A 25,655-nucleotide genomic window follows, 5' to 3' on the forward strand; every position below is an offset into this window, starting at 1 on the left:
ATCTTCACCTTATTCAAACTTGTGCGATCCACTTACGATGGGTATGGATCGACATCAAAACCCCAAACGCTGACAGCAGCGTCACCAGCGAAGTTCCTCCGTAGCTAATGAACGGCAACGGCACCCCCACGACCGGCAACAGGCCACTGACCATACCGATGTTGACGAAAACGTAAACAAAAAACGTCATGGTCAGGCTGCCCGCGAGCAATTTGCCGAACAATGTCTGGGCCTGGGCGGTAATAACCAGCCCGCGACCGATCAACAGCAGGTAAATCAGCAGCAGTGCGCAGATGCCCACCAGGCCGAATTCTTCACCCATGACCGCAATAATGAAGTCGGTGTGGCTTTCCGGCAGGAAGTCCAGGTGCGACTGGGTGCCCAGCAGCCAGCCCTTGCCGAACACGCCGCCGGAACCGATGGCGGCCTTGGACTGGATGATGTTCCAGCCGGTGCCCAGCGGATCGCTCTCCGGGTCGAGGAACGTCAGGACTCGCTGCTTCTGGTAATCGTGCATGACGAAGTACCACATGGCGACAGCCACCGGCACGGCGGCGGCGAGCACGCTGAGGATCCAGCGCCAGCGCAGGCCGCCCATGAACAACACGAACGCACCACCCGCCAGGATCAGCAATGAGGTGCCAAGGTCGGGTTGACGCACGATCAGGATGAATGGCAAGCCGATCAGAAACAAACTGACGCCCACGTGCTTGAGCTGGGGCGGCAAGGTGCGTTTGGACAGGTACCAGGCGATGGTCGCCGGCATCAGGATCTTCATGAATTCCGAGGGCTGGAAGCGGATCACCCCGGGAATATTGATCCAGCGCGTGGCGCCCATGGCGTTGTGGCCCATGATGTCCACCACCACCAGCAACAGCACGCCGAGCACATAACCGACCGGCACCCAACGGGCCATGAACCTCGGCTCGAACTGGGCAATGACGACCATCGACACCAGGCCGATACCGAACGAAGTGGCTTGCTTGGCCAGCAGGTCCCAGCTCTTGCCGCTGGCCGAATACAGCACGAACAGGCTGCCGGCGGCGAGGGTCAGCAACAGGATCAACAGCGGGCCGTCGATGTGCATGCGTTGCAACAGCGTCGCACGACGCCGCATCACATCCTCGCTGGAGAGAATGCGATCGAAATTACTGTTCACGGGCCGTAGCCTCCGCGCTGATTGGGCTGGCGTATTCGGCTTTCAACCGACCGTTCTGGTCCAGGAGCCAGGCATCCATGATTTGACGCACCACGGGTGCCGCAACGCCGGAACCGGACTCGCCATTCTCGACCATCACCGACACCACGATCTTCGGGTTGTCGGCCGGCGCGAAGCCGACGAACAAGGCGTGGTCACGGTGGCGTTCCTGGACCTTGGAACGGTCGTATTTCTCGCCCTGCTTGATCGCGACCACCTGGGCCGTACCACTCTTGCCGGCGATGCGGTATTGCGCACCGAGCGCCGCTTTGCGTGCCGTACCCCGGGCGCCGTGCATCACCTGCTGCATGCCGTGGTTGACCTTGGTCCAGTCGGACGGGTCGCGCAGGATGATGTCCGGCATCGGATTCTCGTCCTTGGGCCGCTCGCCTTCGACGGTCTTGGCCAGATGCGGCCGGTTCCAGATGCCTTTGTTGGCCACCAGCGCAGTGGCCTGGGCGAGTTGCAGCGGAGTCGACTGCATGTAGCCCTGGCCGATCCCCAAAATCAGGGTTTCGCCCGGGAACCAGGCCTGGCGCCGGGTCGCGCGCTTCCATTCCCGGGTCGGCATCAGCCCCGGCGACTCTTCGAACATGTCCAGCGAGACCTTCTGGCCGATGCCGAACTTGCCCATATATGCCGACAACCGATCGATCCCCAGTTTGTGGGCCAGGTCGTAGAAGTAGGTGTCGTTGGAACGCATGATCGCCGTGTCCAGGTCGACGTAGCCATCGCCACTACGGTTCCAGTTACGGTATTTGTGATCGTAGTTGGGCAACTGGTAATAGCCGGGGTCGTACACCCGACTCGACGCGGTCACGACACCGGCATCCAGGCCGGCAATCGCCACCGCTGGCTTGATGGTCGAACCCGGCGGGTACAGGCCCCGCAGGACCCGGTTGAACAACGGCCGGTCGATCGAATCACGCAGCTCGGCATAGGCCTTGAAGCTGATGCCGGTGACGAACAGGTTCGGATCGAAACTCGGCGCACTGACCATCGCCAGGACTTCGCCGGTTTTCGGGTCCAGCGCCACTACCGCGCCGCGGCGACCGCCCAGTGCGGCCTCGGCCGCTTCCTGCAATTGGATGTCCAGGCTCAGCACGATGTCCTTGCCGGGAATCGGATCGGTGCGCTTGAGCACGCGCAATACGCGGCCCCGGGCGTTGGTCTCGACCTCCTCGTAACCCACCTGGCCGTGCAATTCAGGCTCGTAGAAACGTTCGATGCCCGTCTTGCCGATGTGGTGAGTGCCGCTGTAGTTGACCGGGTCGAGGGATTTCAACTCTTTCTCGTTGATCCGTCCCATGTAACCCACCGAATGCGCAAAGTGCGCGCCCTGCGGATAGTGCCGAACCAACTGCGCGACCACTTCCACACCGGGCAGACGGAACTGATTGACCGCAATGCGGGCGATCTGTTCTTCAGTCAACTCGAACAGGATCGGCACCGGCTCGAACGGCCGGCGCCCCTGTCGCATGCGTTTCTCGAAGATCACCCGGTCCTCGGGCGTCAGTTCCAGCACCTCGACGATCACGTCGAGCACTTGCTGCCAGTCACCGGAGCGCTCGCGGGTCATGCTCAGGCTGAAGCTCGGCCGGTTATCGGCCACCACCACGCCATTACGGTCGAAGATCAGCCCGCGAGTCGGCGGAATCGGCTGCACATGGACGCGGTTGTTTTCCGACAGGGTCGAGTGGTACTCGTACTGAATCACCTGGAGGAAATACAACCGCGCGATCAGCACACAGATCAGCACCACCACCGCAATTGCCCCGAACACGACGCGGCCACGCACCAGACGGGCGTCTTTTTCGTGGTCCTTGAGGCGAATCGGCTGGGGCATGAGGGCAGAACTACTTGTGGTAAGGGTGGCCGGACAGCACTGTCCAGGCACGATACAGCTGCTCGCCGATCAGAATGCGTACCAGCGGGTGCGGCAAGGTCAACGGCGAGAGCGACCAGCGCTGATCGGCCCGGGCACAGACTTCCGGCGCCAGCCCTTCGGGGCCGCCGACCATGAAATTCACCGTGCGCGAGTCCAGCCGCCAGCGATCGAGCTCGACCGCCAACTGCTCGGTGCTCCAGGGCTTGCCGTGGACTTCGAGGGTGACAATCCGCTCGTTCGGCCCGACCTTGGCCAGCATGGCTTCGCCTTCCTGACGGATGAAGCGCGCCACGTCGGCGTTCTTGCCGCGGGTGTTGAGCGGTATTTCCACCAGTTCCAGCGCCAGTTCGGACGGAAGACGCTTGGCATATTCATGCCAGCCTTCTTCCACCCACTTGGGCATGCGTGAACCGACGGCGATCAGTCGCAGTCGCACAGCGGTCCCTTATTGCTGGTCTTTGTTGAGCTTGACGAAGTGCTCATGGGTGTTTTCCGGGCTGTGGTGAGCCGCGTTCAGCGCACGGCTCTGTTCTGCACCAGACCACAGACGCTCCAGGTCGTAAAACTGACGAGCCGAGGCGGTCATCATGTGGACGATGACATCGTCCATGTCCAGCAGCACCCAATCGCTGTCGCCCTTGCCTTCTTCACCCAACGGCTTGACGCCCTGGGCTTTGACGGCTTCGCGGACTTTGTCCAGCATCGCGCCGATCTGGCGGTTGGACGTACCGGTAGCGATGATCATGAAGTCGGTGATGCTCTGCTTTTCACGAACGTCGATGACCTGGATGTCCTGGCCCTTCACGTCTTCCAGGGCTGCTACGGCAACCTTGACCAGTTCTTCGCCACGCAGCTCCGGCCCGGTTGGAGCCTCTACTGGCAGCGGGGCGCTCTTGAACGTGCCTTTGCGCTTTACTTTGGTTTGGTCTTTGTCAGTCATATAAAACTCGTTTTGCTCGTATGTTCAGGCGCTTCAATACACGTTGTTGCTACGTGCCTTGAAGCACTCCTATTCAGTTCGACGCACGGTAAAGTCCGTGCGCATCGATGTAGGCCAGGACCGCGTCGGGCACCAGGAAACGTACCGACTTACCGCTGGCCAGCAGTTGACGGATCTGGGTGGCGGATACCGCAAGCGGTGTCTGCCAGACGAATGCAATCTGTCCGCTCGGCCCTTTGAGGGCCAGCGGGTCGCTCACCGAGCGCGCTGCCAGCAGGTTGCGCAAGGCATCCGGCGGTTCGCTGTCGGCATCCGGGCGTTGCAGCACCAGGATGTGGCAATGCTGGAGCAACTCTTCCCAGCGGTGCCAAGTGGGCAGGCCGCAAAACGCGTCCCAGCCCAAAAGTAGAAAAACCTGGTCCTGCGCGGCCAGTTCGGCACGCATCAGCTCCAGGGTATCGATGGTGTAGGACGGTTTGTCCCGCTGCAATTCGCGGGCATCCACCACCAACGGCGCCACACCGGCCACCGCGCACTCGACCATTGCCAGACGGTCCTTGGCCGACACTTGCGGCGTACCGCGATGAGGCGGTCTGGCGCTGGGTGTCAGGCGCAGCTCATCGAGCGCCAGCGATTCGGCGACTTCCAGCGCACCACGCAAATGGCCGATGTGCACTGGATCGAACGTCCCGCCCAGCATGCCGATGCGCCGAGGCGCAGGTTCGCGGGTGGTGACCGGGGCGGACGATTTGAGGTCGCCCAACTCAGACCGACGCCTGGCCGCGCAACTGACCGTCCCCGACCACGATGTACTTCTCGCAGGTCAGACCTTCGAGGCCCACCGGGCCGCGGGCGTGCAGCTTATCAGTAGAAATGCCGATCTCGGCACCCAATCCGTATTCGAAGCCATCGGCGAAGCACGTCGGGGTGTTGATCATCACCGACGACGAATCGACTTCCGCCACAAAGCGGCGGGTGTCTGCCAGGTTTTCGCTGACGATCGAGTCGGTGTGATGCGAGCCGTACTGGTTGATGTGCTCGATGGCCTGGTCCAGCCCGTCGACCACGCGGATCGAGAGGATCGGCGCCAGGTATTCGGTGCTCCAGTCATCGATCGTAGCGACTGTCGCGTCGATGATCGCCCGCGTGCGTTCGCAACCGCGCAGCTCGACGCCTTTTTCGCGGAACTGTGCAGCCATCGACGGCAGGAAATCCTTGGCAACGGTTTGATCCACCAGCAGCGTTTCCATCGCACCGCAGATGCCATACCGGTAAGTCTTGGCATTGAACGCGATGCGCTGGGCCTTCTGCAGGTCGGCGTGGGCGCTGACGTAGACGTGGCAAATGCCGTCCAGGTGCTTGATCACCGGCACGCGGGCATCGCGGCTGATCCGTTCGATCAGGCCACGGCCGCCTCGGGGAACGATGACGTCGACGTACTCAGGCAAGGTGATCAGCGCGCCAACGGCGGCGCGATCGGTGGTTTCGACCACTTGCACCACGGCCGCCGGCAGATCGGCCTCGGCCAGGCCGCGCTGGATGCAGGCGGCAATGGCGCGGTTGGAATTGATCGCCTCGGAGCCGCCGCGCAGGATGGTCGCGTTGCCGGACTTCAGGCACAGGCTGGCCGCATCGATGGTCACGTTCGGCCGCGATTCGTAGATGATCCCGATCACGCCCAGCGGCACACGCATCTTGCCCACCTGAATGCCTGAGGGGCGATAACTCATGTCGCGGATCGCCCCGACCGGATCCGGCAGCGCCGCCACCTGGCGCAAACCGACGATCATGCCGTCGATGCGTTCCGGGGTCAGCGCCAGACGCTCCAGCAGGGCCGGTTCAAGACCGCTGGCGCGGCCAGCCGCCAAATCCAGCTCGTTGGCGGCTATCAGCTCGGCGCGTGCAGCGTCCAACGCCTGGGCAGCAGCCTCCAGCGCGCGGTTTTTCTGCGCAGTGCTGGCACGGCCGATGACGCGGGAAGCTTCACGGGCAGCGCGACCCAAACGGGTCATGTAGTCAAGAACGGACTCAGTCATGGTCTGAAGTGGTCTTTGATAAGGTCTTGGTAAAGAGTAAAGCGGCAGATTATAGCTGTCGCGTCCCGGGACTAACAGCGGTGACAGGCGGATGGTCGAAATCGAGGGCAATTTGCCGACGTTCAGCCGTGATTAAGCTGCAAATTGTTATCATCACGACTCAATCAGCCCTGATAAACGCCGTTCATCATGACCAACCTGACTGTTCGTGCGTCCGAAACGAGCCTGCCCACGGCACTCCCGGACGCATTTTTCGACCGAGACGCCCAAACACTGGCCCGGGAATTACTGGGCAAAGTGATCCGGCATCGGGTCGGCGAACTCTGGCTGAGCGCTCGAATCATCGAGACCGAAGCTTATTATTTCGAAGAAAAAGGCAGCCATGCCTCCCTTGGCTATACAGAAAAGCGTAAGGCTTTGTTTCTGGATGGTGGTCACATCTATATGTATTACGCCCGTGGCGGTGATTCCCTGAACTTCAGCGCCCAGGGTCCCGGCAATGCGGTGTTGATCAAATCCGGCTACCCCTGGGTCGATGAATTGAGCGGACCGGCGAGCCTGGCGCAAATGCTGTTGAACAATCCGGATGCCCAGGGCCGCCCTCGTCCCTCGCAAAAGCTCTGTGCCGGACAGACCTTGCTGTGCAAGGCGCTGGGCCTGAAGGTGCCGGTCTGGGACGCCAAGCGCTTCGACCATGAAGTACTGCTGGTGGAAGATATCGGGCCCGCCCCCGCCCACATCATTCAAACCACGCGCCTGGGCATTCCCCATGGGCGTGACGAACACCTGATGTACCGCTTCGTCGAGGCCGCCTACGCTGCCTATTGCACGCGCAACCCGCTGCGACGAGGGCAAGTCGAAGGCCGCGATTACTTTTTGCTGTAAACACACCCCCCGCAGGGGCTGACGAGTGAAACGAGGCTGCGATCCTTTGATCTTGCTTTTAAAGGATCAAAAGAACGCAGTCTGCGGCAGCTCCTACCGGGATTATCGATAAGTTGGGAGATGTTTTTTATGGGCCCATGGCTCGATAGCGTGACCGGATGGTTGACGGTCAACCCGCAATGGCTGGCCGCCGCGGTGTTCATAGTGGCCTTTGTGGAATGCCTGGCAATTGCCGGGCTGATCGTTCCCGGCACGGTATTGCTGTTTGCCGTCGCGGTCCTGGCCGGCAGCGGGGCGCTGTCGTTGAGCGAAACCCTGCTGCTGGGGTTCGTCGCAGGCGTGCTGGGCGACATTGTTTCGTACTTCGTGGGGCGACATTTCCATCAGAACATCCGGCGCCTGCCCGGGCTGCGCCATCACCCGGAATGGATCGCCGGGGCCGAAGCCTATTTCCAGCGTTATGGCATTGCCAGCCTGTTGGTCGGGCGCTTTATCGGCCCATTGCGACCCATGCTGCCGATGGTCGCCGGGATGTTCGACATGCCTTTCCCGCGCTTCGCCGCCGTCAGCCTGCTGGCCGCCGCCGGCTGGAGCGTCGCCTATCTGCTGCCAGGGTGGGCCACCGGCGCGGCGTTCCGCCTGCCGTTACCGGAAGGTTTCTGGCTGCAGGCGGGCATCGTCGCCGGCAGTGTCGCGGTGATGGTCGGCCTGAGCGCGACCAGCAGCCTGCGCCGCCATCGACGCGCCACGACCTGGATCAGTTGCATGAGCCTGCTGATCCTGATTGGCCTGTTCATCGGCTATCCGCACTTGACCGCGCTTGATCAGGGCGTGATGACCCTGGTGCAGGAACACCGCAGCCCGACGCTGGATGAAGTGGCGGTCACCTTCACCCTGATCGGTGAGTTCCGCAACATGCTGCTGTTCTGCGCCTTGCTCACCGGCCTGCTATTGCTGTGCCGGCAATGGCGCCAAGCGTTGTTTGCCGGCGGCACCATGCTCTGCACCGCCCTGGCCAATACCGCGACCAAGCAATTCTTCGCCCGGGTCCGCCCGGAAGTGCTGAGCGATCCTTTGACCAGCTACAGCATGCCCAGCGGCCACGCTTCGGGCGCGTTTGCCTTGTTTCTGACCCTGGCCGTGCTCGCCGGTCGCGGACAGCCGCCACGGATGCGCCTGACCTGGCTGCTGCTGGCCTGCCTGCCGGCGCTGTCGATTGCCTTGTCGCGGGTTTATCTGGGCGCGCACTGGCCAACCGACGTGCTGGCCGGTGCGATGCTGGCGGCGTGCGTGTGCGCCGCGAGTTTATGGCTAAGCCAGCGTCAGACGCCCCTCAATGCCATGCCGTTCAAGGTCTGGTGGCTGATCCTGCCAGCGTTGCTGGCCTTGTTCAGTTTCTTCGCCCTGCGCCATCTGCCCCATGCAATGTTGCGGTACGCGTACTGACACCACGGGTTCGCCGCTCTATTGGCTAACCGCAAAGAGCGCCCTCCTCGCCACGCTTCAAGGATTTCTCCGACGAGCGTGGCGCTTGATCTGGTGAATCGAATATCGGCGGCGCGACCGCGTTTTTTCAGAACATCAGCCTAGCCAACAATCGAAGTTACATATTCCCTCCTAACTTCCAAGGTCTGAGCCTTTCATGACCAGGAAAATCAATTACATTAAAAGCCATCTTGCCGCAAACCAAGCGCGGCAAATACTTCATCAATGCACGACTTACAAGTCACTTTATCAAACTCACCGGAAACACGATTAAACACACTAACAAATTTTATCAATCTTATTATAAAAAGCGAGTTTGTCATGAGTCCAAAAACACCCCGCAAACCACCCGCAACAACTCCGCACAAAGCTGTATCCACGAATGAGCCATCGATAAGGCACGACTTGGATACTTCAGTATTCGTGCCTCATGGAGTTTGGCCAGCCGATGCAAATATTCCTTCGACGTCCAGTCAGGGTCATGTTGCACGCCCGGATATTGATACCCCTCCCTTCCCTTCCATTGAAACAACCGACTTGCCGACTCGAACGATCACCGACTATTCGCAGCGCGATAACTCATTGGACAAATACTGGTTATCGGAGAATTTTCTGCGCGGCATGCAAGCACCGAATGCAGACGGTTTGCGCTTCATCGTCGGGCGCAAATTTGTCGATGTAGACGATCAAGGCGTTATGCATACAGCACATGTCGGCCTTGATGAAAATCTCGGCGTTTATCGAATGAAGTTACTGACGGAGCAAAACCCGTCCGGCCCGGTCCTTTATAAAAACGACGGAAGCCCTACCTGGCGCCTGACAGCGCAGATCAGTGAAAGACCTGCGGTCAACCATGAACCACAGACAGCAAGCGGGTCCGCCCCTAAGCGGCCGGCATCGTCAACGAGCGAACAGTCCGCTACAACAGGCACACCTAAACGACCGCGCATTTTCGACACGCCGACTTACATCAATCAAAGACTTTACACCGCATCGTCACGCCCGCCGGACGCGCAGGGTTATCACGAATTCAAGCCAAGGTCGGGGGATGGATCCGGCGCACTATTTGCGCTCGTAGATCGGTTCGGAAACTTCATTCAGGTCGACCCTCCTGCAGGAGGCTTCGGCTCGCAACCCTCCCACCTGAAACACTGGACCGACCAGGAGATCTGGCAGCTCTATGGCATTCAAGGTCGGGATATCGAGCGTTTCCGGAGCGAAGCACAGGTCTCGGGCAAGCCCCCGCAATGGGTCGAACCGAATGTTACGGACGACCCGGTCGCCAACCTGCTGCGCGATTCACTCCACTGGCTGCACCCGACCCTGACCTGGAGCGAACGCAAGGCGCTCTTGCAGTCCTACAACCTGCTGCCGAGCCAGCTGTCTCGCTTGCAACAACACATGAAAACCGAACTGACGCTGCCTCAATGGGCACAAGCGCACAAACGCATGACTGAAGATGTTGGCAATCCGCACTACCTCGATCAATTCAGCCATGACATCACCAACGAGCTGAATCTCAAGCGTCATGCCCGGCATGACTGGTATGACCCCGAGACCAGCCTGACCCACGAATTGCGCGAGGTGCTTCTGGTTAAAATGGGTTATCTGCGCAACCAGAATAACTGTCTGTATCGAACTGACATCCCGGCCCTGTTCAGGGGCGACGAGCGCACCCCGTTCGAACTGGCGAACGACAACGCCATGCTTCCTCGCTATGACCACCAACCCGGTGCTACCACCCATAAGCCGATGAGCGCCACCTTCAGCCTCAAGGAAGGTCAGATGTACGCCAGCGCGCCAGACCCTGAGTATTTGCGTTTCAACACGCAGACCAACAAATACCCGGGTAAAAGTGCTGACAGCGACAACAGTGACACAAGCGACACGGAAAGCAGCGCCTCCTCCGACTGGTCGGATATCGGAAGCCCGGTCGACTGGGATCGAGAACGCAACTACCAACGCACCAGAGAGCAACAAGAGGTCATGTTTCTATATGCGCTGGATACCCGCAACCTGGAAGTCGTCCCGCATGAAGAAAACCATATGTTCAATTCAACGGCCAGTGACACACCCCCCACCTGGTTCCCCTCGGATAACCACGAAGGATTGATTTCGGTCACGAAGAAAGGGCTGGAAGCAGATCGGATCTGGTTGTTGAACTCGTCCCTGACAAAAGGAGCAAACGTCCATGACATCGAGGAACTGGCCGGCAGGTGGGGCGAACGTATCGAAGCCTCTACTCATGCGGGAGACTCTAATAAACATGAATACGACCTATTGATCGAAAAAGTGGACGCAGCGGGAAAACCGATACTCAGGTTGTCGGGCAATAAAGACGAATTCGCCTATGACGTGGTATGGCCCGACCAAACCACTGCTTAATCAACTATCAACCCGGTCATTATTTAAAGGATTAAACAATGGCACAACTTATCGAACCCGCCGTAGAAAACTCAACCCGCCGCACCATTCAAGTGACGGCGATCAGTGCCTCGGCCAACAATCATGCACCCGCCTCCGGCCGAATCGACACCTCGCCCAGCGCCCCACCGTTAACACCTGTGGAACAGCCAGCGCCGGACACAGCGGTCCCAGGCCAATTATCCCGTCGCTCACTCAAAATCCTTGATGAGCACTTCGGGGCTTTGCGTTTTGGCAATTCCACCGTCACCCGCGCAGAACTCAAGGCCATGGGCGCGAGGGTGCATGGCCAAGCCATCAGCTCGGCCAATGCGAACATGCCAGCGCCCGACCAAGACTTTCTCGACGGACTGAGTTTCGACTCAGCCAAGGTCGAGGCCCGGGTAAGATCGGCGAAAACCCCAGACAGCAGTACTGTCGCCACACTGTTCTACGAAATTACTCTTAGCCGCTCGGTCGACGCCCCGCCCCTGTTCATTGCCGCCGATCCGCTTATGCCCGCCAGCTCGATGGATCGCCTCAACAAGCTTGGCAATGCCGCGCAAAAAATGGACATACATCACCTCGAGACCAACGAAAATCATCCCCGATGGGTCAATCGGGGCAAAAGCCTGGCGAGCGTCACGGGCGTAGGGCTGCAGGCCTACGGAATCTATAGTGGCTTTATAGGGACCCTGGACGCCCTCAAGGCTGGCGACTTGGGCGAAGCCGCGTTTAACAGCGGATCGATTGCGAGTGAGGTCGGCTCATTGATCATCGAACGAGGCCTGGCCAAGGGCGGCGTAACGATGATCGAGAGCGGCTCCGTGGTATTCAGCCGGTTTTCCGCCACATCGGCAGGTGCAGTATTCAGTCGGGGGGCCGGGTTATTCGCCAGCTTGATCACCTTGCCGTTCGATATTGCAAGTGCGGTCAAATCCTTTAATGCGGCCGCGGCCGCGCACGGCAAGGAAGCTCAGGACCATTATGTCAGCGGTGGCCTGAGCGTGGCCGGCGCCGGCGTCAGCCTGGTGCTGGGCGCGGTGGCGCTGGCCGGATTCGGAACCCTTGCAGGCGGTCTTGGCCTCGCCGCCGCCGCCGTGCTCATCCTGGGTTCGGAAATCTACCGGGCCGTACGGGTCGTGGATGATATCGATGACTACATAGAACTGACCGCTCACGAACGGTTGCGCTCAGGCTGGTTCGCCTTCACCCGGCAGGAGCTGGATCAGGACGTCATGGATCGCTTCAAGATCGCCAAGGCCTACAGTGACCACACCAAAGAATTGGAAGTGTCCGCAAAGGACTTGCTTGAAGGTGCTTACAAACATTACGTGGAATACGTGATCAACGGCAGCTTCAACATAGAGTTGAAGCCCGTGCAAATCTGGCGCTATCAATGGAACGAGGATGCGGGGGAGCGGCCGTTCGAGCTCGATAAGGTTCCGGTCATCGTTGGCGGGGATGACATCATCGATGCTCGCGATGGGATCGCGCCCAACCTCAAGGGCAGCGTCAAAGGCAGCCCGGGTGAAGACAAAGGTGTTTTATGGCGACTCGGCGATGGCAACGACCAGGTCTTCGGGGTCACGGACCAGCCCAATCTCTTCAGCTATCGGGAGGGCGCCAAGGCACTGACAGGCGGTGACAAGGATGACGGGTTCTACTTCGAAACAACCGAAGCGCAACTGAACCGGCCACTGAAACCTGCACGGACCAGTACTCTTGAGGGGGGCGAGGGTTCCGACACGCTGGCCTTCGAGGGCACCCTCCCCGCCAAGGATACCCGCCATGTCGGTTACGACATCAATCTGCAGACCGGCAAGGTTGCCTTGCGAAACCACGACCCTGCGACAGACGACATCCTGATCGCGCAGGTCAAATCCATCGAAAACATCTCGACCTTGCGACGCGGCTCAAACCGGGTCACCGGGAGCGACATGGCCGATCGGATCTCGGCCAACGGTAACGACCACATCAATGCCGGACCAGGTGATGACAGCATCGCCATCCGCGGGGCGGACTGCCGGGTTGATGGCGGCCCCGGGACGGATCGTTACTACATTGCCGAAACATCTGCCCAGGCAACGATTATCGAAGATGGTGAACAACCGAGCCTCATCGCGTTCGGCTGGCCAATGGAGAGGATTCAACGCTGGCGGATCGTCGACAGCTCGCTGGTCGTCAGCTCGTTGCGCGGCAAGGATGGCGAACTTTCCGAACACGTGTTGACCATCGAGAATGTCTACAAACCTGTCGACGGTCAGCGTCAAGTGAACAATAGCCAGTTGCAATTCAGAACCCGGGACGGTTATGGGCTGGTTCCTCAGCTACCTGCTCATCTGACTGATTCACTCCCTCACGACATCGAATGCACAGTGACCGTCATCGGTGACCGCGCGCCCGCTCCGCAGATCGTCAACAGCGGGGCCGTTGTGATCGCTGAACAGGAATCAAGGCACCACTTTGTTTCACGCGATGGCCGCAGGGTCGATTTTTTTGCGAAAGCCAACACGCCTGAAACATCCAGAACCCTTCACCTTGATTACAAATACGAAGAGATATTGGACATCAAGTACAATTACGAGGTAGAGGCGTACGAAGGCGTTACGGGCGATACATTTCTGAGTTATAGCAACTTCCGTATATGGTTTTATCTTCCATCGAAGATAATCGTTTTCGTGGATTTCATAAGCGAAAACCAACAGAAAAAAACGTCAGCCAACGGTTTTCCAAATATCAAGACTGCCGACATACAGGGCGTGCATGACATCGTGCTGGTTATGCAGGACGGCGAATCCTATCGATTGACCCACCCGTACATTCCCTTTCAAGAGGATGCCGCCGCCCCGGGTTACAAAATACGTTCCGGCGCAGCGTGCCTGAGGCGTCGACACGGCAACTACAGATTTATCCGACCACAACGGATCAAACCCTTCTTGCTCGCAGCCACCCCTCAGAAGATTAACTTTCCATCAGCTTCCCTTGCCGGTATCCATGCGCTGCACGGCCAAGCCTCGTCCTATGATGTGTATCCCGCCAGCAATACAACTTTTAGCCTGTCGACACCAGGCGCCGTGACACAAACCTCCAATGCATCGACCTGGACCATCTACAGTTCAGAACTGACAGAAACCGTAACACGCAACGAAATACAGCTGACGTCGGAAAACCTGCAAGTCGGTAGCGCAGTGATCGAGTTGCCGAGCCTGGACCACCCGGGACCGGTGGAGTCCATCAGCGTGGCGACTTCGTCCGGAAATATCTACTCAGTCGAACTTTTATTTGAAGTGCTGCAACTCTACCTGATCAACGCACAAGGCTACACCAGCGTCGATGCCTTGTTGGCTGACATCCGTGCGCACCAGGAGCGAAACGAACTGGCCGTAAAAGTGAGCGTTAACAATATTGGCGTCACATCACGAATTGGCGCCAGGGTGTATTACAACTCGACGAACGATTACTGGGGTATCGATACGGATCTGACGTTGCGCATCAAACCCGAGGATTTGATCATAGAACCGGCCCAGAACACTTGACCCCGAAATAACCGACTTGGCAATGCAGACCCGGCGTGACGTTTATCGGCACGCCGGCGCTTGCCTCATTCAGCCGACGGACTGGCTGACCTGAGCCAGCGCCTCATGCAAACAACTCCCCTTGCAACTCATCCAGCAGCGCCTGGATCGCGTCCAGCCGCTGCTGCGGATCGTCAAGTTGAAGCAGGTCAATCTTGTCCAACTCGGCGAATGGCAGCAGATACGCCAACTGATTGGCCAGCGACTGTTGCCCGGTCGCTTCGTTGCCCATGTTCAGCGCTTCGACCATCGGGTGTTCCGCCAGAGCCTTGAGCAGCGCAACCAGGTCGGCATCCTCGTCCTGGAGCGGTTGTTCGGGTTCGTCTTCCAGCCATTCGACCTCGGCGACAATCAACTGATCGCGCTGCACTTCGGTGCGCACAACGTGGAAACGCCGCCCGCCCTGCACCCGAATGCCCAGCAAACCATTGTCCTGCTGCTTGAAATCGGTGATCAGCGCTTCGCACCCGACCAGCGCATAGCCCGCCGGAGCGATGCCGACTTCTTCGCCATCGAGAATGCACACCACGCCGAAGCCGCCGCCCTGTTTCATGCAGCGGCCAATCATGTCCAGGTAGCGCGCCTCGAAAATCTGCAAGTCGAGGATGCAGCCAGGAAACAGCACCGTGTTCAGCGGAAAAAGCGGCAAGCTCATAGACATTTCCTTACACCACCATCGACACCGCCAACGGCAGGAACACCGCCGTGGCCACGCCCATCAGACTCATCGCCAGCGCCGCGAAAGCGCCGCACTCTTCACTTTCCTGCATCGCCACCGCCGTGCCGACCGCGTGGGCGGTCATCCCCAGAGCCATGCCGCGGGCTTCAGGACTGTGGACACCGAGCCGGGTCAAAAGACTCGGCCCGAAAATCGCTCCGATCACCCCGGTGATCAACACGAACACCGCCGCCAACGCCGCGACGCCACCGATCTGCTCGGCCACCAGCATGGCAATCGGCGAGGTCACCGACTTGGGTGCCATGGTCATCAGGATCATGTGTTCGGCGCCAAACCACCACCCCAGCAACACGCCCATACCCGTGGCGACCACGCCACCTATCACCAGCGTAGTAAATATCGGCCAGAACAACTGCCGAATCCGTCGCAGATTGAGGTAAAGCGGCACAGCCAGTGCGACTGTTGCGGGGCCGAGCAGGATACTGAGGATCTCGGTGCTCTTGCGGTATTCGGCGTAGGTCAGGCCGCAACCCACCAGCACACCGATTACCAGCAGCATGGACACCAGCACCGGCTGCAGAAAGATCCAGCGGGTTTTCTCGAACGCCGCCAGCACCAGTTGATAGGCGCCCAGGGTCACGCCAATGCCGAACAACGGATGATGAATCACCGACGTCCAGGCCCCGTGCCAGTCGAAGATCATTGGCCATCCTCGTGCGGAGCGTGACGCTTGATCATGCGTTGCATCAAGACACCGGCAAACGCCAGGGACAGCACCAGCGACAGCACCAGCGCGCCGACGATGGCCCAGAAATCCGCCGCGATATCGGCGGCGTACACCATCACGCCCACGGCCGGCGGCACCAGCAGCAACGGCAGGTAACGCAGCAGACTGCTGGCCGCCAGGTTCAACGGCTCACCCACCTGGCCACGACTGATCAAAAACACCAGCAACAGCAGCAGGCCGATGATCGGCCCCGGCAGCACCGGCACAAACAAATGGTTGAGGGCGGTGCCGAGCAATTGGAACAGCACCAGCCAGGTCAGGCCACGTAACAACATCCTTCATCTCCCGCAAAACCCGTCACCCGCAGTGACGGGTCGAACATTATAAGCATGCCGACGCTATGGATCGGCATTCGCAAATAGCATGGACAGTTGACCGGAGCCATTTGCCATGTTGATCTAAAGTGGTAATCCGGGAGGTCAAATCCCCCCACCTCAAAAACTATAAAACCGATGAACCCAAGGAGAGTCTCAATGCCCTATGTTCCCGTTGCAGAGCTCAAAGATTATGTCGGCAAGGAACTCGGACGTTCCGAATGGCTCACCATCGATCAGGCGCGTATCAACCTGTTCGCCGAAGCCACTGGGGACTACCAGTTCATCCATGTCGACCCGGTCAAAGCCGCGCAAACGCCATTTGGCAGCACCATTGCACACGGTTTCCTGTCGCTGTCGTTGATCCCCAAGCTGATGGAAGACATCCTTGTCATGCCTGAAGGCTTGAAAATGGTGGTCAACTACGGCCTCGACAGCGTGCGTTTCATTCAGCCGGTCAAGGTCGACTCGAAAGTGCGGCTCAAGGTCGAGCTGACCGAAGTCACCGAGAAAAAACCCGGCCAATGGTTGCTCAAGGCCACCGCCACCCTGGAAATCGAAGGCTCGGAAAAACCGGCGTATATCGCTGAACCCCTGTCCCTCTGCTTCGTGTAACCCATCCCGGAAGCGAAGCAGCTCATGCTGTTTCGCGCCCTCTCCTTTCTCCTGGCTATATAAGGGCACAGAGCTGCGGCATACTCGGTCGCCTAATTGCCCGGATCCCGCTATGCGCTCACTAGCACTCCTTGCCCTGACCCTGTTGCTCACCGCTTGCGGCGATGGCGAATCACTGTTGCCTCCCGACGCCCGCCTGCCGGATGGCGGTCGCTATCGCGGCGATCTGGTCAATGGCTTGCTGCAAGGCCAGGGCCGCGTCGATTATCCGAACGGCAGCTGGTATGCCGGCGGGTTCGACCAGGGCCAATGGCATGGCCAGGGCGAATGGCACGGCAGTAACGGCGAAGTCTATCGCGGGTCCTTCAATCAGGGGCTGTTCGACGGCAAGGGGCAACTGAGCACCAGCGGCAGCAGCTATTCCGGCGGCTTCAAAGGCGGGCGCCGGGACGGTGAAGGTACCCTCAAAGAAAACGGCATGACTTATCGCGGGGAATTCAAGGCCGATCAATACTCGGGGCTCGGGCGTCTAGAGCTCGAAGACGGCAGCTCGTATCAGGGCCAGTTCGCCCACGGCAAACCCAATGGCGAAGGCCAGCGTGGCGATGCCAGCGGCAATCAGTTCACCGGCCATTTCGTCGACGGCCAGCTGGAAGGCAACGGGACCTTCAATAGTGCCGATGGCGACATCTACGTCGGTGGTTTCAAGAACAATCAACTGCACGGCAAGGGCCGCTACGAGAACGCCGACGGCGATGTCTGGCTCGGCCTGTTCAAGGAAGGTTCGCTCAATGGCAAGGGCGAGATGATCGGCGCCGACGGCAGCCACTATATCGGCCATTTCAACGACTGGCGTTTTACCGGCCAAGGCCGATTGAACCTGCCCGATGGCAGCTTCTATATCGGCCAGTTCGACGTCGACAATTACAACGGCCACGGCACACTGGTGCTGACCGATGGCACGGTGCAGAGCGGTACATGGGTCAACGGCCAGCGCGTGCGCGATGCCGGCGGCAAGTTACTGCCCGACCCGCTCGAGCTCGGCTTGCTGGCCCAGGGCCGCCTGCTCGACGACGCGCTGGCCAACATACCGGCCTCGACCCCGGCGATCGAGCTGTACACCCTGACGCTCGGCGGTGACGGCAAGCAAAGCGTGTTCCTGCGCGAGTCCGATTACGTCAGCAACATGCTCGCCAGCCGCTTCGGTGCCTTTGGCCAGATCCGCCTGGTCAACCATCGCGACCACCTTGTGGACCGGCCGATGGCTACCCGGGAAAACCTGCGCCGCGCCGCCCTGAAGCTGGCCGAGCGCAGCGGCCCGGAAGATCTGATTTTCCTTTACCTGACCAGCCACGGCACCAGCGAGCATGAACTGGTGCTCGACCAGCCGCGCATGGAGCTGTCCGACCTGCCGGCCGATGAACTCGCTGCCGTCCTGGCACCGCTGAAAAATCGCGACAAGATCATCGTGATTTCGTCCTGCTACTCCGGCGGCTTCATCCCGGCCCTGAAAGACGAACGCACCCTGATCATGACGGCCTCGCGAGCCGACCGGGTGTCTTTCGGTTGCTCTGAACAAGCCAACTTCACTTACTTTGGCGATGCCTTGTTTGCCCAGGCGCTGAACCAGACCGACGACTTGGAACACGCCTTCAAGCTGGCCAGCGCCACCGTGGTCGAGCGCGAACTGGCAGACAGCTTCGAAGCGTCCGAGCCGCAGATCTGGGCCCCCAAAACCGTGCTCTCGCACTGGCAACTGCTGCGCAAACAGCAAGCACGAAAGGCATTGCAAAGTGCCTCTATCCCCAGCAAGGATGCAAAGAGCAACTAAGCTGAACAGTATCAAGGGAGAAACACTATGTACTTGACGCCTCAGCACGTATTGCTTGCCGGAGCTACCGGTTTGACCGGTGAGCATCTTCTCGACCGTCTGCTCAATGAGCCCACGATTACGCGAGTATTGGCGCCATCACGCCGGCCATTGGCCAAGCACCCTCATCTGGAAAATCCGGTCGGCGACCCGTCGGTGTTTCTGCCGCAATTGAACGGTCGCGTCGACATCGCCTACTGCTGCCTCGGCACCACGATCAAGCAGGCCGGTTCGGAACAGGCGTTTCGCGCGGTGGACCTGGACATGGTGGTGGCGTTCGCCAAACGTGCGCGGGAGATGGGCGCACGGCACCTGATCGTGATCAGTGCCTTGGGGGCCGATCGCAGATCCTCGATTTTCTACAACCGGGTCAAAGGCGAGATGGAATACGCATTGCGCGCGCAGGACTGGCCGCAACTGACCATTTGCCGACCTTCGTTGCTGCTGGGCGAACGCCTTGAACCGCGGATGGCCGAGCAATTCGTTGGGCCCTTGTCCCGCTTGATCCCCGGCAAATATCGCGGCATCGAAGCCTGTCAACTGGCGCGCGCCATGTGGCGGCTGGCGCTGGAAGAACAGGATGGGCTGCGAATTGTCGAGTCGGATGAGTTGCGCAAGTTAGGCAAGTAGTCAGGTGGCGTCTGAAATGACGCCTTCGCTTGTAGGAGCGAGGCTTGCCCGCGAAGGGCGCGACGCCGATCCAAAGCCGAACGCTACAAGCCGCCAGTCGCCTGAAAACTGACTCCTATCACAGTCAACAGCGACAACGGCAACAACAATGTATCAAGCAAGGCGCTGGCCGGCAGGTCGACGCCTGGGTAGGTCGGTGCTTCTGCACCGAAGCGGTCCATGGCGCAGCAACCGCCATTCATGGCATACAAATCCAGTCGAGTCCCCGAGTACACCATTGGCGCCCCCGGCTTGGCGGCATCCAGCGTGCGCACCGTGGCACAGCCCGCCAGTTGCAACGCCAGCACCATCACCAGCAACTTATTCATCGCTGGTCAGATGGTGCTCGCCCCAACGCGGCAGCATGTCCTGGGGAATGTTCAGCAGGTTGAGAATCCGCGCCACGACGAAGTCGATCAGGTCATCGATCGTTTGCGGCTGATGATAGAAGCCGGGCGATGCCGGCAAAATCGTCACGCCCATGTTCGACAACTTGAGCATGTGCTCCAGATGGATGCTCGAATACGGCGCCTCGCGCGGCACCAGGATCAACTGGCGACGCTCCTTCAGCGTGACGTCGGCAGCACGCTCGATCAGGTTATTGCAGGCTCCCGTCGCAATGGCCGACAAGGTACCGGTGGAACACGGCACCACCACCATTGCCGCTGGCGCGCCGGAGCCCGAAGCCACTGGCGACATCCAGTCTTCCTTGCCGTACACCCGAATCTGCCCGGCGGCCGCGCCGGTGTATTCGGTGAGGAAGGCCTGCATCATTTGCGTCTTGGGTGGCAACGTAACGTCGGTCTCGGTGGCCATCACCAGTTGCGCCGCCTTGGAGATCAGGAAGTGCACCTCGCGGTCCTCGCGAATCAGGCAGTCCAGCAGGCGTAAACCATACTGGGCGCCCGAAGCGCCGGTCATCGCCAGCGTGATGCGTTCCGGACCATTGTTCATTGCAGCGCCTCGGCGAGTTTGCCGTGCAGGCCGCCGAAGCCGCCGTTGCTCATGATCACCACGTGGGTGCCGGGCTGGGCCTGGCTCTTCACGCGCTCGATGATACCTTCCAGCGAGTCGCTGACGATCGACGGCACCGTGCACAACGCGGCGGTTGCGCCCAGGTCCCAGCCAAGGTTGGCGGGCGCGTACCAGATCACCTGGTCGGCATCGACCACGCTTTCCGGCAAGCCATCACGGTGAGCGCCGAGCTTCATGGAATTGGAGCGCGGCTCGATGATCGCAATCAACGGCGCGTCGCCGATGCGCTTGCGCAGGCCGTCGAGGGTGGTGGCGATGGCGGTCGGGTGATGCGCGAAGTCGTCGTAAATAGTGATGCCCCTGACTTGCGCGACGATTTCCATCCGGCGCTTCACGCTTTTGAAGGCACTCAGCGCGGCGATGCCCATGGACGGCACGACGCCGACGTGACGGGCCGCCGCCAAAGTGGCCAGCGCGTTGGCCACGTTGTGCTGGCCGGTCATGTCCCACTCGACGACGCCCTGGGCGACGCCTTCGAACATCACTTCGAATGCCGAACCGTCTTCGCTCAGCAACTTGACCTGCCACTGACCGCCAGCACCGGTGGTTTGCACTGGCGTCCAGCAGCCCATTTCAATAACGCGCTGCAAGGCAGGCTCGGTGGTTGGATGAATCACCAGGCCTTCGCTCGGAATCGTCCGCACCAAATGGTGGAACTGCCGCTCGATGGCTGGCAGATCGGGGAAGATATCGGCGTGATCGTACTCAAGGTTGTTCAGAATCGCGGTGCGCGGGCGGTAATGCACGAACTTGGAGCGTTTATCGAAGAAGGCGCTGTCGTATTCGTCGGCTTCGATGACGAAGAAAGGCGTGTCACCCAGGCGCGCCGACACCGAGAAGTTCTGCGGCACGCCGCCGATCAGGAAGCCCGGGCTCATGCCCGCATGCTCCAGCACCCACGCAAGCATGCTGCTGGTGGTGGTCTTGCCGTGAGTACCGGCAACGGCCAGCACCCAGCGACCTTGCAGCACGTGATCCGCCAGCCATTGCGGGCCGGAGACGTAAGGCAGGCCTTTGTTCAGCACGTATTCGACGGCCGGGTTGCCGCGGGACATCGCGTTGCCGACCACCACCAGATCCGGGGCCGGATCGAGCTGCGCCGGGTCGTAGCCTTGGGTCAACTCAATGCCCTGCGCCTCCAGCTGAGTGCTCATCGGCGGATAGACGTTGGCGTCGGAGCCCGTCACGTGATGACCCAGCTCTTTGGCCAGAACCGCCATCGAACCCATGAAAGTGCCGCAGATACCAAGAATATGAATGTGCATAGTCGACCTCGTAAAACATGGCCGCAGGTTAGCGTAGGGTGGGAAAATTCGCACTCAGTGTTTGAAGATCACCGCCGTCTCTGTAGGAGCGAGGCTTGCCCGCGAAGGCCATTACGCGGTTTAACGGATGGACCGCGTTATCGTTTTTCGCGGGCAAGCCTCGCTCCTACAGGGGCGGCGTGGCCTAGCGGGCGATACCGTGTTTACGCAATTTTCTATAGAGGGTATTGCGGCTCACACCCAGCTGTTCCGCCGTGTGGGTCATATGCCAACGTGTCTGCTCCAGCGCATTGAGCAGCGCCAGCCGCTCGGCATCCTCCAGCGGATGCTCGGACGGCGCTTCGACGGCCACCACCTGCGCCGGCCGAGCCTGGCGAATCATCGCAGGCAAATCCTCCAGCCCGATCCGCCCGCCTTCACACAACGCGGCCAACGTACGCAGCACATTGCGCAACTGCCGCACATTCCCCGGCCAGGCAAACCCCAGCAACGCCTGGCGTGCCGGTGCGTCGATGATCACCGTTTCGCCGCCTGCCTCTTCGGCCAGCAAAAAATCGAGCAGCTGGGATTTATCACTGCGCTCGCGCAACGCCGGCAGTGCCACTTCCAGCCCATTGAGCCGGTAATACAAATCCTCGCGGAAGCTGCCGTCCTGTACCCGTTCCAACAGATTGCGGTGAGTGGCACTGATGATTCGGACATTGACCGACTCCGGCTCGCCGCCGATCGGTACCACCTGACGATCTTCCAGCACCCTTAACAGCCGGGTCTGCAAGGCCAGCGGCATGTCACCGATTTCATCGAGAAACAAGGTACCGCCATCGGCCTGCTGCAACTTGCCGCGCATGCCTTCCTTGCGCGCCCCGGTGAAACTGCCGCCGCGATAGCCAAACAACTCGCTCTCGATCAGGCTTTCGGGAATGGCTGCGCAATTGAGCGCGACGAAGGCTTTTTCGGCCCGTTGACTGGCGTGGTGCACGGCTTTGGCGAAGGCCTCCTTGCCGGACCCGGTTTCGCCGTTGATCAGCACTGGCACGTCACGCTCGAAGACTCGCAGGCACTTGCGAAAATCGTCCTGCAAGGCCGTGTCACCCAGACAGATCCCGGACAGCCGGGGACGCTCGGCAACCATCGGACTGCGCACCAGCGGCTCCGGAATGCTACGTGGTTGCCCTCGCAGCAAGGCAAACAGGCTCCGCCCGTCACGGGTGCGCAGCGGCCAACTGGCGCTGGCATTGACGCTCGCACGGCCGAGCAGTTCGTCCAGCGAGCAATCGAAAAGCGCCTCGACCGGTTTGCCCAGCAATCCACCGCGAATATGTCCCAACAGGTTCAGTGCGCTCTGGTTGACGGCGCTGATTCGCCCTTCCCCGTCGAATGCCAGCAGTCCTTCGCTGAACAAGCCGACGGATTCGGCCTGAAGATGAAAGCGCAGCAACCATTGATTGTCGAAATACCGCAGGAAATAGCAACTCTCGATCATCTTCGCCGACAGGTTGACCAGGGCCATGGTGTGGAACTGGCTCTGCCGCGAAACTTCATGGCGCGCCGAGGACACGTCGAGCACCGCCAGCAGTTCACCATGAGGATCGAAGACCGGGCTTGCCGAGCAGGTCAGGCCTGTATGGCGACCGCGAAAGTGTTCGTCCTGGTGGATGGTCAGGGACTGACGCTCCACCAGGCAAGTGCCGATACCATTGGTGCCTTCACAGGCTTCGCTCCAGTCGGCGCCGAGCCAGAGCCCGGCGCGTTCGAAGATTTTCCGCTCGGCCGGCGCGGTGACGCAGTTGAGAATGACCCCGCGGGCATCGGTGAGCAGCACCGCGTGGCCGGCACCGGAGAGTTGCTGATGCAGGCTGGACATTTCATTGCCGGCAATGTGCAACACCTGCTGCAAGCGTTCGCGACTTTCCAGGAGGCGCCCATGTTCCAGCACCGTCGGGGCCATGGTCAGGGCCGGGTCGAGGTGGTAGTCCTCAAGACAGCGCAGCCAGGAGCGGGCAATGGATGGATCGCTGCCAGGCCCCTGCAGGTGTGATTTTCCCTGAGTGACGGTCAAGACTTGCTGGGCATGGCGACTCAAATGGTTGTCGTGCATTTTCTTATTGTTCTCTCCGAGCGGTTTACACCGCCACCGAGCATCCTCCAGCCTGGCCTGCATTGCAATGCTGGCAGGACCACCCGGTCACAAGCTGTGCCATAACCGGTACAAAGTGTCACAGAGGCTGTACCGAAAGCGTCACAGGCTGCGGCCGCCTGTCCGACAAAAATCGCGCAAGGCCTTGATTTCCCTGAGTTGCAGCGCAGTGGCCCGACCTTTGCTCTACGCTTATAACAAGCGCACATGCGCTCTCCCTTATAAGCACAAAAGCCAAGGAGAAATCACCATGCGTTACGCTCACCCCGGTACTGAAGGCGCTATCGTTTCGTTCAAGAGCCAATACGGTAACTACATCGGCGGCGAGTTCGTCGCGCCTGTCAAAGGTCAGTACTTCACCAATACCTCGCCAGTAAATGGCCAACCGATTGCCGAATTCCCGCGCTCCACGGCCGAAGACATCGAAAAAGCCCTGGACGCTGCCCACGCCGCCGCCGATGCCTGGGGCGCCACGTCCGTCCAGGCGCGCTCGCTGGTGCTGCTGAAAATCGCCGACCGCATTGAACAGAACCTGGAACTCCTGGCGATTACCGAGTCCTGGGACAATGGCAAAGCCGTGCGTGAAACCCTCAACGCCGACATCCCGCTGGCCGCCGACCACTTCCGCTACTACGCCGGTTGCATCCGCGCCCAGGAAGGCAGCGCCGCCGAGATCGACGGCAACACCGTGGCCTATCACATCCATGAACCGCTGGGCGTGGTCGGGCAGATCATCCCGTGGAACTTCCCGATCCTGATGGCCGCCTGGAAACTCGCGCCGGCCCTGGCCGCCGGCAACTGCGTGGTGCTCAAGCCTGCCGAACAAACCCCATTGGGCATCACCGTGCTGATGGAGCTGATCGGCGACCTGTTGCCGCCGGGCGTGCTCAACGTGGTGCAAGGTTTCGGCAAAGAGGCCGGCGAAGCCCTGGCCACCAGCAAGCGCATCGCCAAGATCGCCTTCACCGGCTCGACCCCGGTCGGCTCGCACATCATGAAATGCGCCGCCGAAAACATCATTCCGTCCACCGTGGAGCTGGGTGGCAAGTCGCCGAACATCTTCTTCGAAGACATCATGAAGGCCGAACCGTCCTTCATCGAAAAAGCCGCCGAAGGCCTGGTGCTGGCGTTCTTCAACCAGGGCGAAGTCTGCACCTGCCCGTCCCGCGCCCTGGTACAGGAATCGATCTACGACGAGTTCATGGCCGTCGTGATGAAAAAAGTCCTGCAAATCAAACGTGGCGACCCGCTGGACACCGACACCATGGTCGGCGCCCAGGCCTCCGAGCAGCAATTCGACAAAATCCTCTCGTACCTGGAAATCGCCAAGGGCGAAGGCGCCGAGCTGCTGACCGGCGGAAAAATCGAAAAACTCGAGGGCAACCTGGCGACCGGGTATTACATCCAGCCGACCCTGCTCAAGGGCACCAACAAAATGCGCGTATTCCAGGAAGAAATCTTCGGCCCGGTGGTGAGCATCACCACCTTCAAGGACGAAGCCGAAGCCCTGGCCATCGCCAACGACACCGAGTTCGGCCTGGGTGCCGGCCTGTGGACCCGCGACATCAACCGCGCCTACCGCATGGGCCGCGCGATCAAGGCCGGGCGTGTCTGGACCAACTGCTACCACCTGTACCCGGCGCATGCGGCGTTCGGTGGCTACAAGAAGTCCGGCGTCGGCCGTGAAACCCACAAGATGATGCTCGACCACTATCAGCAGACCAAAAACCTGCTGGTGAGCTACGACATCAATCCGCTGGGCTTCTTCTGATCGTTCCTCCCGGCGACTTCGGTCGCCGGGAGGCGCTTTACTATCAGCCCCCTACTTTTTCTCGCATTGGATTCGGCGCTTATCAGCAGCTGAATGCAAT

General features: G+C 60.1%; 21 protein-coding genes. 8 read left to right on the top strand and 13 right to left on the bottom strand.

The features are described 5' to 3' along the window. Positions 1 to 13 precede the first annotated feature (13 nt). The 6 genes from rodA to ELQ88_RS30850 form a co-directional block, all read right to left on the bottom strand. Positions 14 to 1,117, bottom strand: coding sequence for a rod shape-determining protein RodA (gene rodA, locus ELQ88_RS30825; RefSeq protein ID WP_168187363.1), 1,104 nt, complete (start codon positions 1,115 to 1,117; stop codon positions 14 to 16). 31 nt (positions 1,118 to 1,148) lie between these two features. Beyond that, positions 1,149 to 3,044 carry a penicillin-binding protein 2 gene (gene mrdA, locus ELQ88_RS30830; protein ID WP_128871438.1) on the bottom strand — a complete coding sequence of 632 codons (1,896 nt, stop codon included), beginning with the start codon at positions 3,042 to 3,044 and terminating at the stop codon, positions 1,149 to 1,151. A gap of 10 nt (positions 3,045 to 3,054) precedes the next feature. Further along, positions 3,055 to 3,522 carry a 23S rRNA (pseudouridine(1915)-N(3))-methyltransferase RlmH gene (gene rlmH / locus ELQ88_RS30835; RefSeq protein ID WP_003185785.1) on the bottom strand — a complete coding sequence of 156 codons (468 nt, stop codon included), beginning with the start codon at positions 3,520 to 3,522 and terminating at the stop codon, positions 3,055 to 3,057. 9 nt (positions 3,523 to 3,531) lie between these two features. Next, positions 3,532 to 4,026: a ribosome silencing factor gene (gene rsfS / locus ELQ88_RS30840; protein WP_128871437.1), complete on the bottom strand. Its 495-nt coding sequence runs from the start codon at positions 4,024 to 4,026 to the stop codon at positions 3,532 to 3,534. Between the two features lie 73 nt (positions 4,027 to 4,099). Continuing rightward, positions 4,100 to 4,789: a nicotinate-nucleotide adenylyltransferase gene (gene nadD, locus ELQ88_RS30845; protein ID WP_138969204.1), complete on the bottom strand. Its 690-nt coding sequence runs from the start codon at positions 4,787 to 4,789 to the stop codon at positions 4,100 to 4,102. Position 4,790: 1 nt separating this feature from the next. Beyond that, positions 4,791 to 6,062 (bottom strand): glutamate-5-semialdehyde dehydrogenase, encoded by a 1,272-nt coding sequence (locus ELQ88_RS30850; protein WP_128871435.1) that lies wholly within the window; start codon positions 6,060 to 6,062, stop codon positions 4,791 to 4,793. 189 nt (positions 6,063 to 6,251) lie between these two features. Here ELQ88_RS30850 and ELQ88_RS30855 point away from each other — a divergent pair, with 189 nt between their 5' ends. The 4 genes from ELQ88_RS30855 (at position 6,252) to ELQ88_RS30870 (ending at position 14,374) form a co-directional block, all read left to right on the top strand. Next, entirely contained in the window at positions 6,252 to 6,947 is a 696-nt protein-coding gene (locus ELQ88_RS30855; protein ID WP_128871434.1) for a DNA-3-methyladenine glycosylase, read from the top strand. 129 nt (positions 6,948 to 7,076) lie between these two features. Continuing rightward, on the top strand, positions 7,077 to 8,393 hold the full coding sequence (locus tag ELQ88_RS30860; RefSeq protein WP_138969205.1) for a bifunctional DedA family/phosphatase PAP2 family protein: 1,317 nt from the start codon (positions 7,077 to 7,079) through the stop codon (positions 8,391 to 8,393). A 444-nt stretch (positions 8,394 to 8,837) separates the two neighbouring features. Next, complete coding sequence (locus tag ELQ88_RS30865) at positions 8,838 to 10,817, top strand: hypothetical protein (protein ID WP_228761578.1); 1,980 nt, start codon at positions 8,838 to 8,840, stop codon at positions 10,815 to 10,817. Positions 10,818 to 10,855: 38 nt separating this feature from the next. Further along, complete coding sequence (locus tag ELQ88_RS30870) at positions 10,856 to 14,374, top strand: calcium-binding protein (RefSeq protein ID WP_138969207.1); 3,519 nt, start codon at positions 10,856 to 10,858, stop codon at positions 14,372 to 14,374. A 103-nt stretch (positions 14,375 to 14,477) separates the two neighbouring features. On the opposite strand, the gene ELQ88_RS30875 is transcribed toward ELQ88_RS30870, so the two are convergent. Genes ELQ88_RS30875 through ELQ88_RS30885 form a run of 3 tightly spaced genes read right to left on the bottom strand, consistent with a single transcriptional unit; the run spans position 14,478 to position 16,154 of the window. After that, entirely contained in the window at positions 14,478 to 15,068 is a 591-nt protein-coding gene (locus ELQ88_RS30875; RefSeq protein ID WP_128871430.1) for an LON peptidase substrate-binding domain-containing protein, read from the bottom strand. Between the two features lie 10 nt (positions 15,069 to 15,078). Further along, a complete protein-coding gene (locus tag ELQ88_RS30880; protein WP_138969208.1) occupies positions 15,079 to 15,795 on the bottom strand; it encodes an LrgB family protein in 717 nt (238 codons plus the stop codon). After that, positions 15,792 to 16,154 carry a CidA/LrgA family protein gene (locus tag ELQ88_RS30885; RefSeq protein ID WP_128871428.1) on the bottom strand — a complete coding sequence of 121 codons (363 nt, stop codon included), beginning with the start codon at positions 16,152 to 16,154 and terminating at the stop codon, positions 15,792 to 15,794. The genes ELQ88_RS30880 and ELQ88_RS30885 overlap by 4 nt, the downstream gene beginning before the upstream one ends. A 198-nt stretch (positions 16,155 to 16,352) precedes the next feature. Between ELQ88_RS30885 and ELQ88_RS30890 the strand changes: the two genes are divergently transcribed. The 3 genes from ELQ88_RS30890 (at position 16,353) to ELQ88_RS30900 (ending at position 19,308) form a co-directional block, all read left to right on the top strand. Continuing rightward, a complete protein-coding gene (locus ELQ88_RS30890) occupies positions 16,353 to 16,808 on the top strand; it encodes a MaoC family dehydratase (RefSeq protein WP_128871427.1) in 456 nt (151 codons plus the stop codon). Between the two features lie 112 nt (positions 16,809 to 16,920). After that, positions 16,921 to 18,639 (top strand): C13 family peptidase, encoded by a 1,719-nt coding sequence (locus ELQ88_RS30895; RefSeq protein ID WP_138969209.1) that lies wholly within the window; start codon positions 16,921 to 16,923, stop codon positions 18,637 to 18,639. A gap of 27 nt (positions 18,640 to 18,666) precedes the next feature. After that, positions 18,667 to 19,308: an oxidoreductase gene (locus ELQ88_RS30900; RefSeq protein WP_128871425.1), complete on the top strand. Its 642-nt coding sequence runs from the start codon at positions 18,667 to 18,669 to the stop codon at positions 19,306 to 19,308. An 83-nt stretch (positions 19,309 to 19,391) separates the two neighbouring features. Here ELQ88_RS30900 and ELQ88_RS30905 read toward each other — a convergent pair whose 3' ends face one another. The 4 genes from ELQ88_RS30905 to ELQ88_RS30920 all read right to left on the bottom strand — a co-directional run bounded on the left by ELQ88_RS30905 (position 19,392) and on the right by ELQ88_RS30920 (position 23,745). Beyond that, entirely contained in the window at positions 19,392 to 19,676 is a 285-nt protein-coding gene (locus ELQ88_RS30905) for a YceK/YidQ family lipoprotein (RefSeq protein ID WP_138969210.1), read from the bottom strand. Then, positions 19,669 to 20,301 (bottom strand): flavin prenyltransferase UbiX, encoded by a 633-nt coding sequence (gene ubiX / locus ELQ88_RS30910; RefSeq protein WP_128871424.1) that lies wholly within the window; start codon positions 20,299 to 20,301, stop codon positions 19,669 to 19,671. Before ubiX ends, ELQ88_RS30905 begins: the two co-directional genes overlap by 8 nt. Continuing rightward, positions 20,298 to 21,647, bottom strand: coding sequence for a UDP-N-acetylmuramate:L-alanyl-gamma-D-glutamyl-meso-diaminopimelate ligase (gene mpl, locus ELQ88_RS30915; RefSeq protein ID WP_138969211.1), 1,350 nt, complete (start codon positions 21,645 to 21,647; stop codon positions 20,298 to 20,300). The genes ubiX and mpl overlap by 4 nt, the downstream gene beginning before the upstream one ends. A gap of 184 nt (positions 21,648 to 21,831) precedes the next feature. Beyond that, positions 21,832 to 23,745 carry a sigma-54-dependent Fis family transcriptional regulator gene (locus tag ELQ88_RS30920; protein WP_128871422.1) on the bottom strand — a complete coding sequence of 638 codons (1,914 nt, stop codon included), beginning with the start codon at positions 23,743 to 23,745 and terminating at the stop codon, positions 21,832 to 21,834. A 289-nt stretch (positions 23,746 to 24,034) separates the two neighbouring features. Here ELQ88_RS30920 and ELQ88_RS30925 point away from each other — a divergent pair, with 289 nt between their 5' ends. Then, the gene (locus tag ELQ88_RS30925; RefSeq protein ID WP_138969212.1) at positions 24,035 to 25,555 is read left to right on the top strand and encodes an aldehyde dehydrogenase family protein; all 1,521 of its coding nucleotides are present in this window, start codon (positions 24,035 to 24,037) and stop codon (positions 25,553 to 25,555) included. The last annotated feature ends 100 nt before the right edge of the window (positions 25,556 to 25,655 follow it).

The sequence above is a fragment of the Pseudomonas sp. MPC6 genome (genome assembly GCF_006094435.1).
In the GTDB taxonomy this organism is placed as follows: Bacteria; Pseudomonadota; Gammaproteobacteria; order Pseudomonadales; family Pseudomonadaceae; genus Aquipseudomonas.

What these genes read in the sequence shown, in the direction of transcription:
- rodA (WP_168187363.1), bottom strand. Translation starts at nt 1,117, where the DNA reads ATGCGGCGTCGTGCGACGCTGTTGCAACGCATGCACATCGACGGCCCG.
- mrdA (WP_128871438.1), bottom strand. Translation starts at nt 3,044, where the DNA reads ATGCCCCAGCCGATTCGCCTCAAGGACCACGAAAAAGACGCCCGTCTG.
- rsfS (WP_128871437.1), bottom strand. Translation starts at nt 4,026, where the DNA reads ATGACTGACAAAGACCAAACCAAAGTAAAGCGCAAAGGCACGTTCAAG.
- ELQ88_RS30850 (WP_128871435.1), bottom strand. Translation starts at nt 6,062, where the DNA reads ATGACTGAGTCCGTTCTTGACTACATGACCCGTTTGGGTCGCGCTGCC.
- ELQ88_RS30855 (WP_128871434.1), top strand. Translation starts at nt 6,252, where the DNA reads ATGACCAACCTGACTGTTCGTGCGTCCGAAACGAGCCTGCCCACGGCA.
- ELQ88_RS30860 (WP_138969205.1), top strand. Translation starts at nt 7,077, where the DNA reads ATGGGCCCATGGCTCGATAGCGTGACCGGATGGTTGACGGTCAACCCG.
- ELQ88_RS30870 (WP_138969207.1), top strand. Translation starts at nt 10,856, where the DNA reads ATGGCACAACTTATCGAACCCGCCGTAGAAAACTCAACCCGCCGCACC.
- ELQ88_RS30875 (WP_128871430.1), bottom strand. Translation starts at nt 15,068, where the DNA reads ATGAGCTTGCCGCTTTTTCCGCTGAACACGGTGCTGTTTCCTGGCTGC.
- ELQ88_RS30880 (WP_138969208.1), bottom strand. Translation starts at nt 15,795, where the DNA reads ATGATCTTCGACTGGCACGGGGCCTGGACGTCGGTGATTCATCATCCG.
- ELQ88_RS30885 (WP_128871428.1), bottom strand. Translation starts at nt 16,154, where the DNA reads ATGTTGTTACGTGGCCTGACCTGGCTGGTGCTGTTCCAATTGCTCGGC.
- ELQ88_RS30890 (WP_128871427.1), top strand. Translation starts at nt 16,353, where the DNA reads ATGCCCTATGTTCCCGTTGCAGAGCTCAAAGATTATGTCGGCAAGGAA.
- ELQ88_RS30895 (WP_138969209.1), top strand. Translation starts at nt 16,921, where the DNA reads ATGCGCTCACTAGCACTCCTTGCCCTGACCCTGTTGCTCACCGCTTGC.
- ELQ88_RS30900 (WP_128871425.1), top strand. Translation starts at nt 18,667, where the DNA reads ATGTACTTGACGCCTCAGCACGTATTGCTTGCCGGAGCTACCGGTTTG.
- ELQ88_RS30905 (WP_138969210.1), bottom strand. Translation starts at nt 19,676, where the DNA reads ATGAATAAGTTGCTGGTGATGGTGCTGGCGTTGCAACTGGCGGGCTGT.
- ubiX (WP_128871424.1), bottom strand. Translation starts at nt 20,301, where the DNA reads ATGAACAATGGTCCGGAACGCATCACGCTGGCGATGACCGGCGCTTCG.
- mpl (WP_138969211.1), bottom strand. Translation starts at nt 21,647, where the DNA reads ATGCACATTCATATTCTTGGTATCTGCGGCACTTTCATGGGTTCGATG.
- ELQ88_RS30920 (WP_128871422.1), bottom strand. Translation starts at nt 23,745, where the DNA reads ATGCACGACAACCATTTGAGTCGCCATGCCCAGCAAGTCTTGACCGTC.
- ELQ88_RS30925 (WP_138969212.1), top strand. Translation starts at nt 24,035, where the DNA reads ATGCGTTACGCTCACCCCGGTACTGAAGGCGCTATCGTTTCGTTCAAG.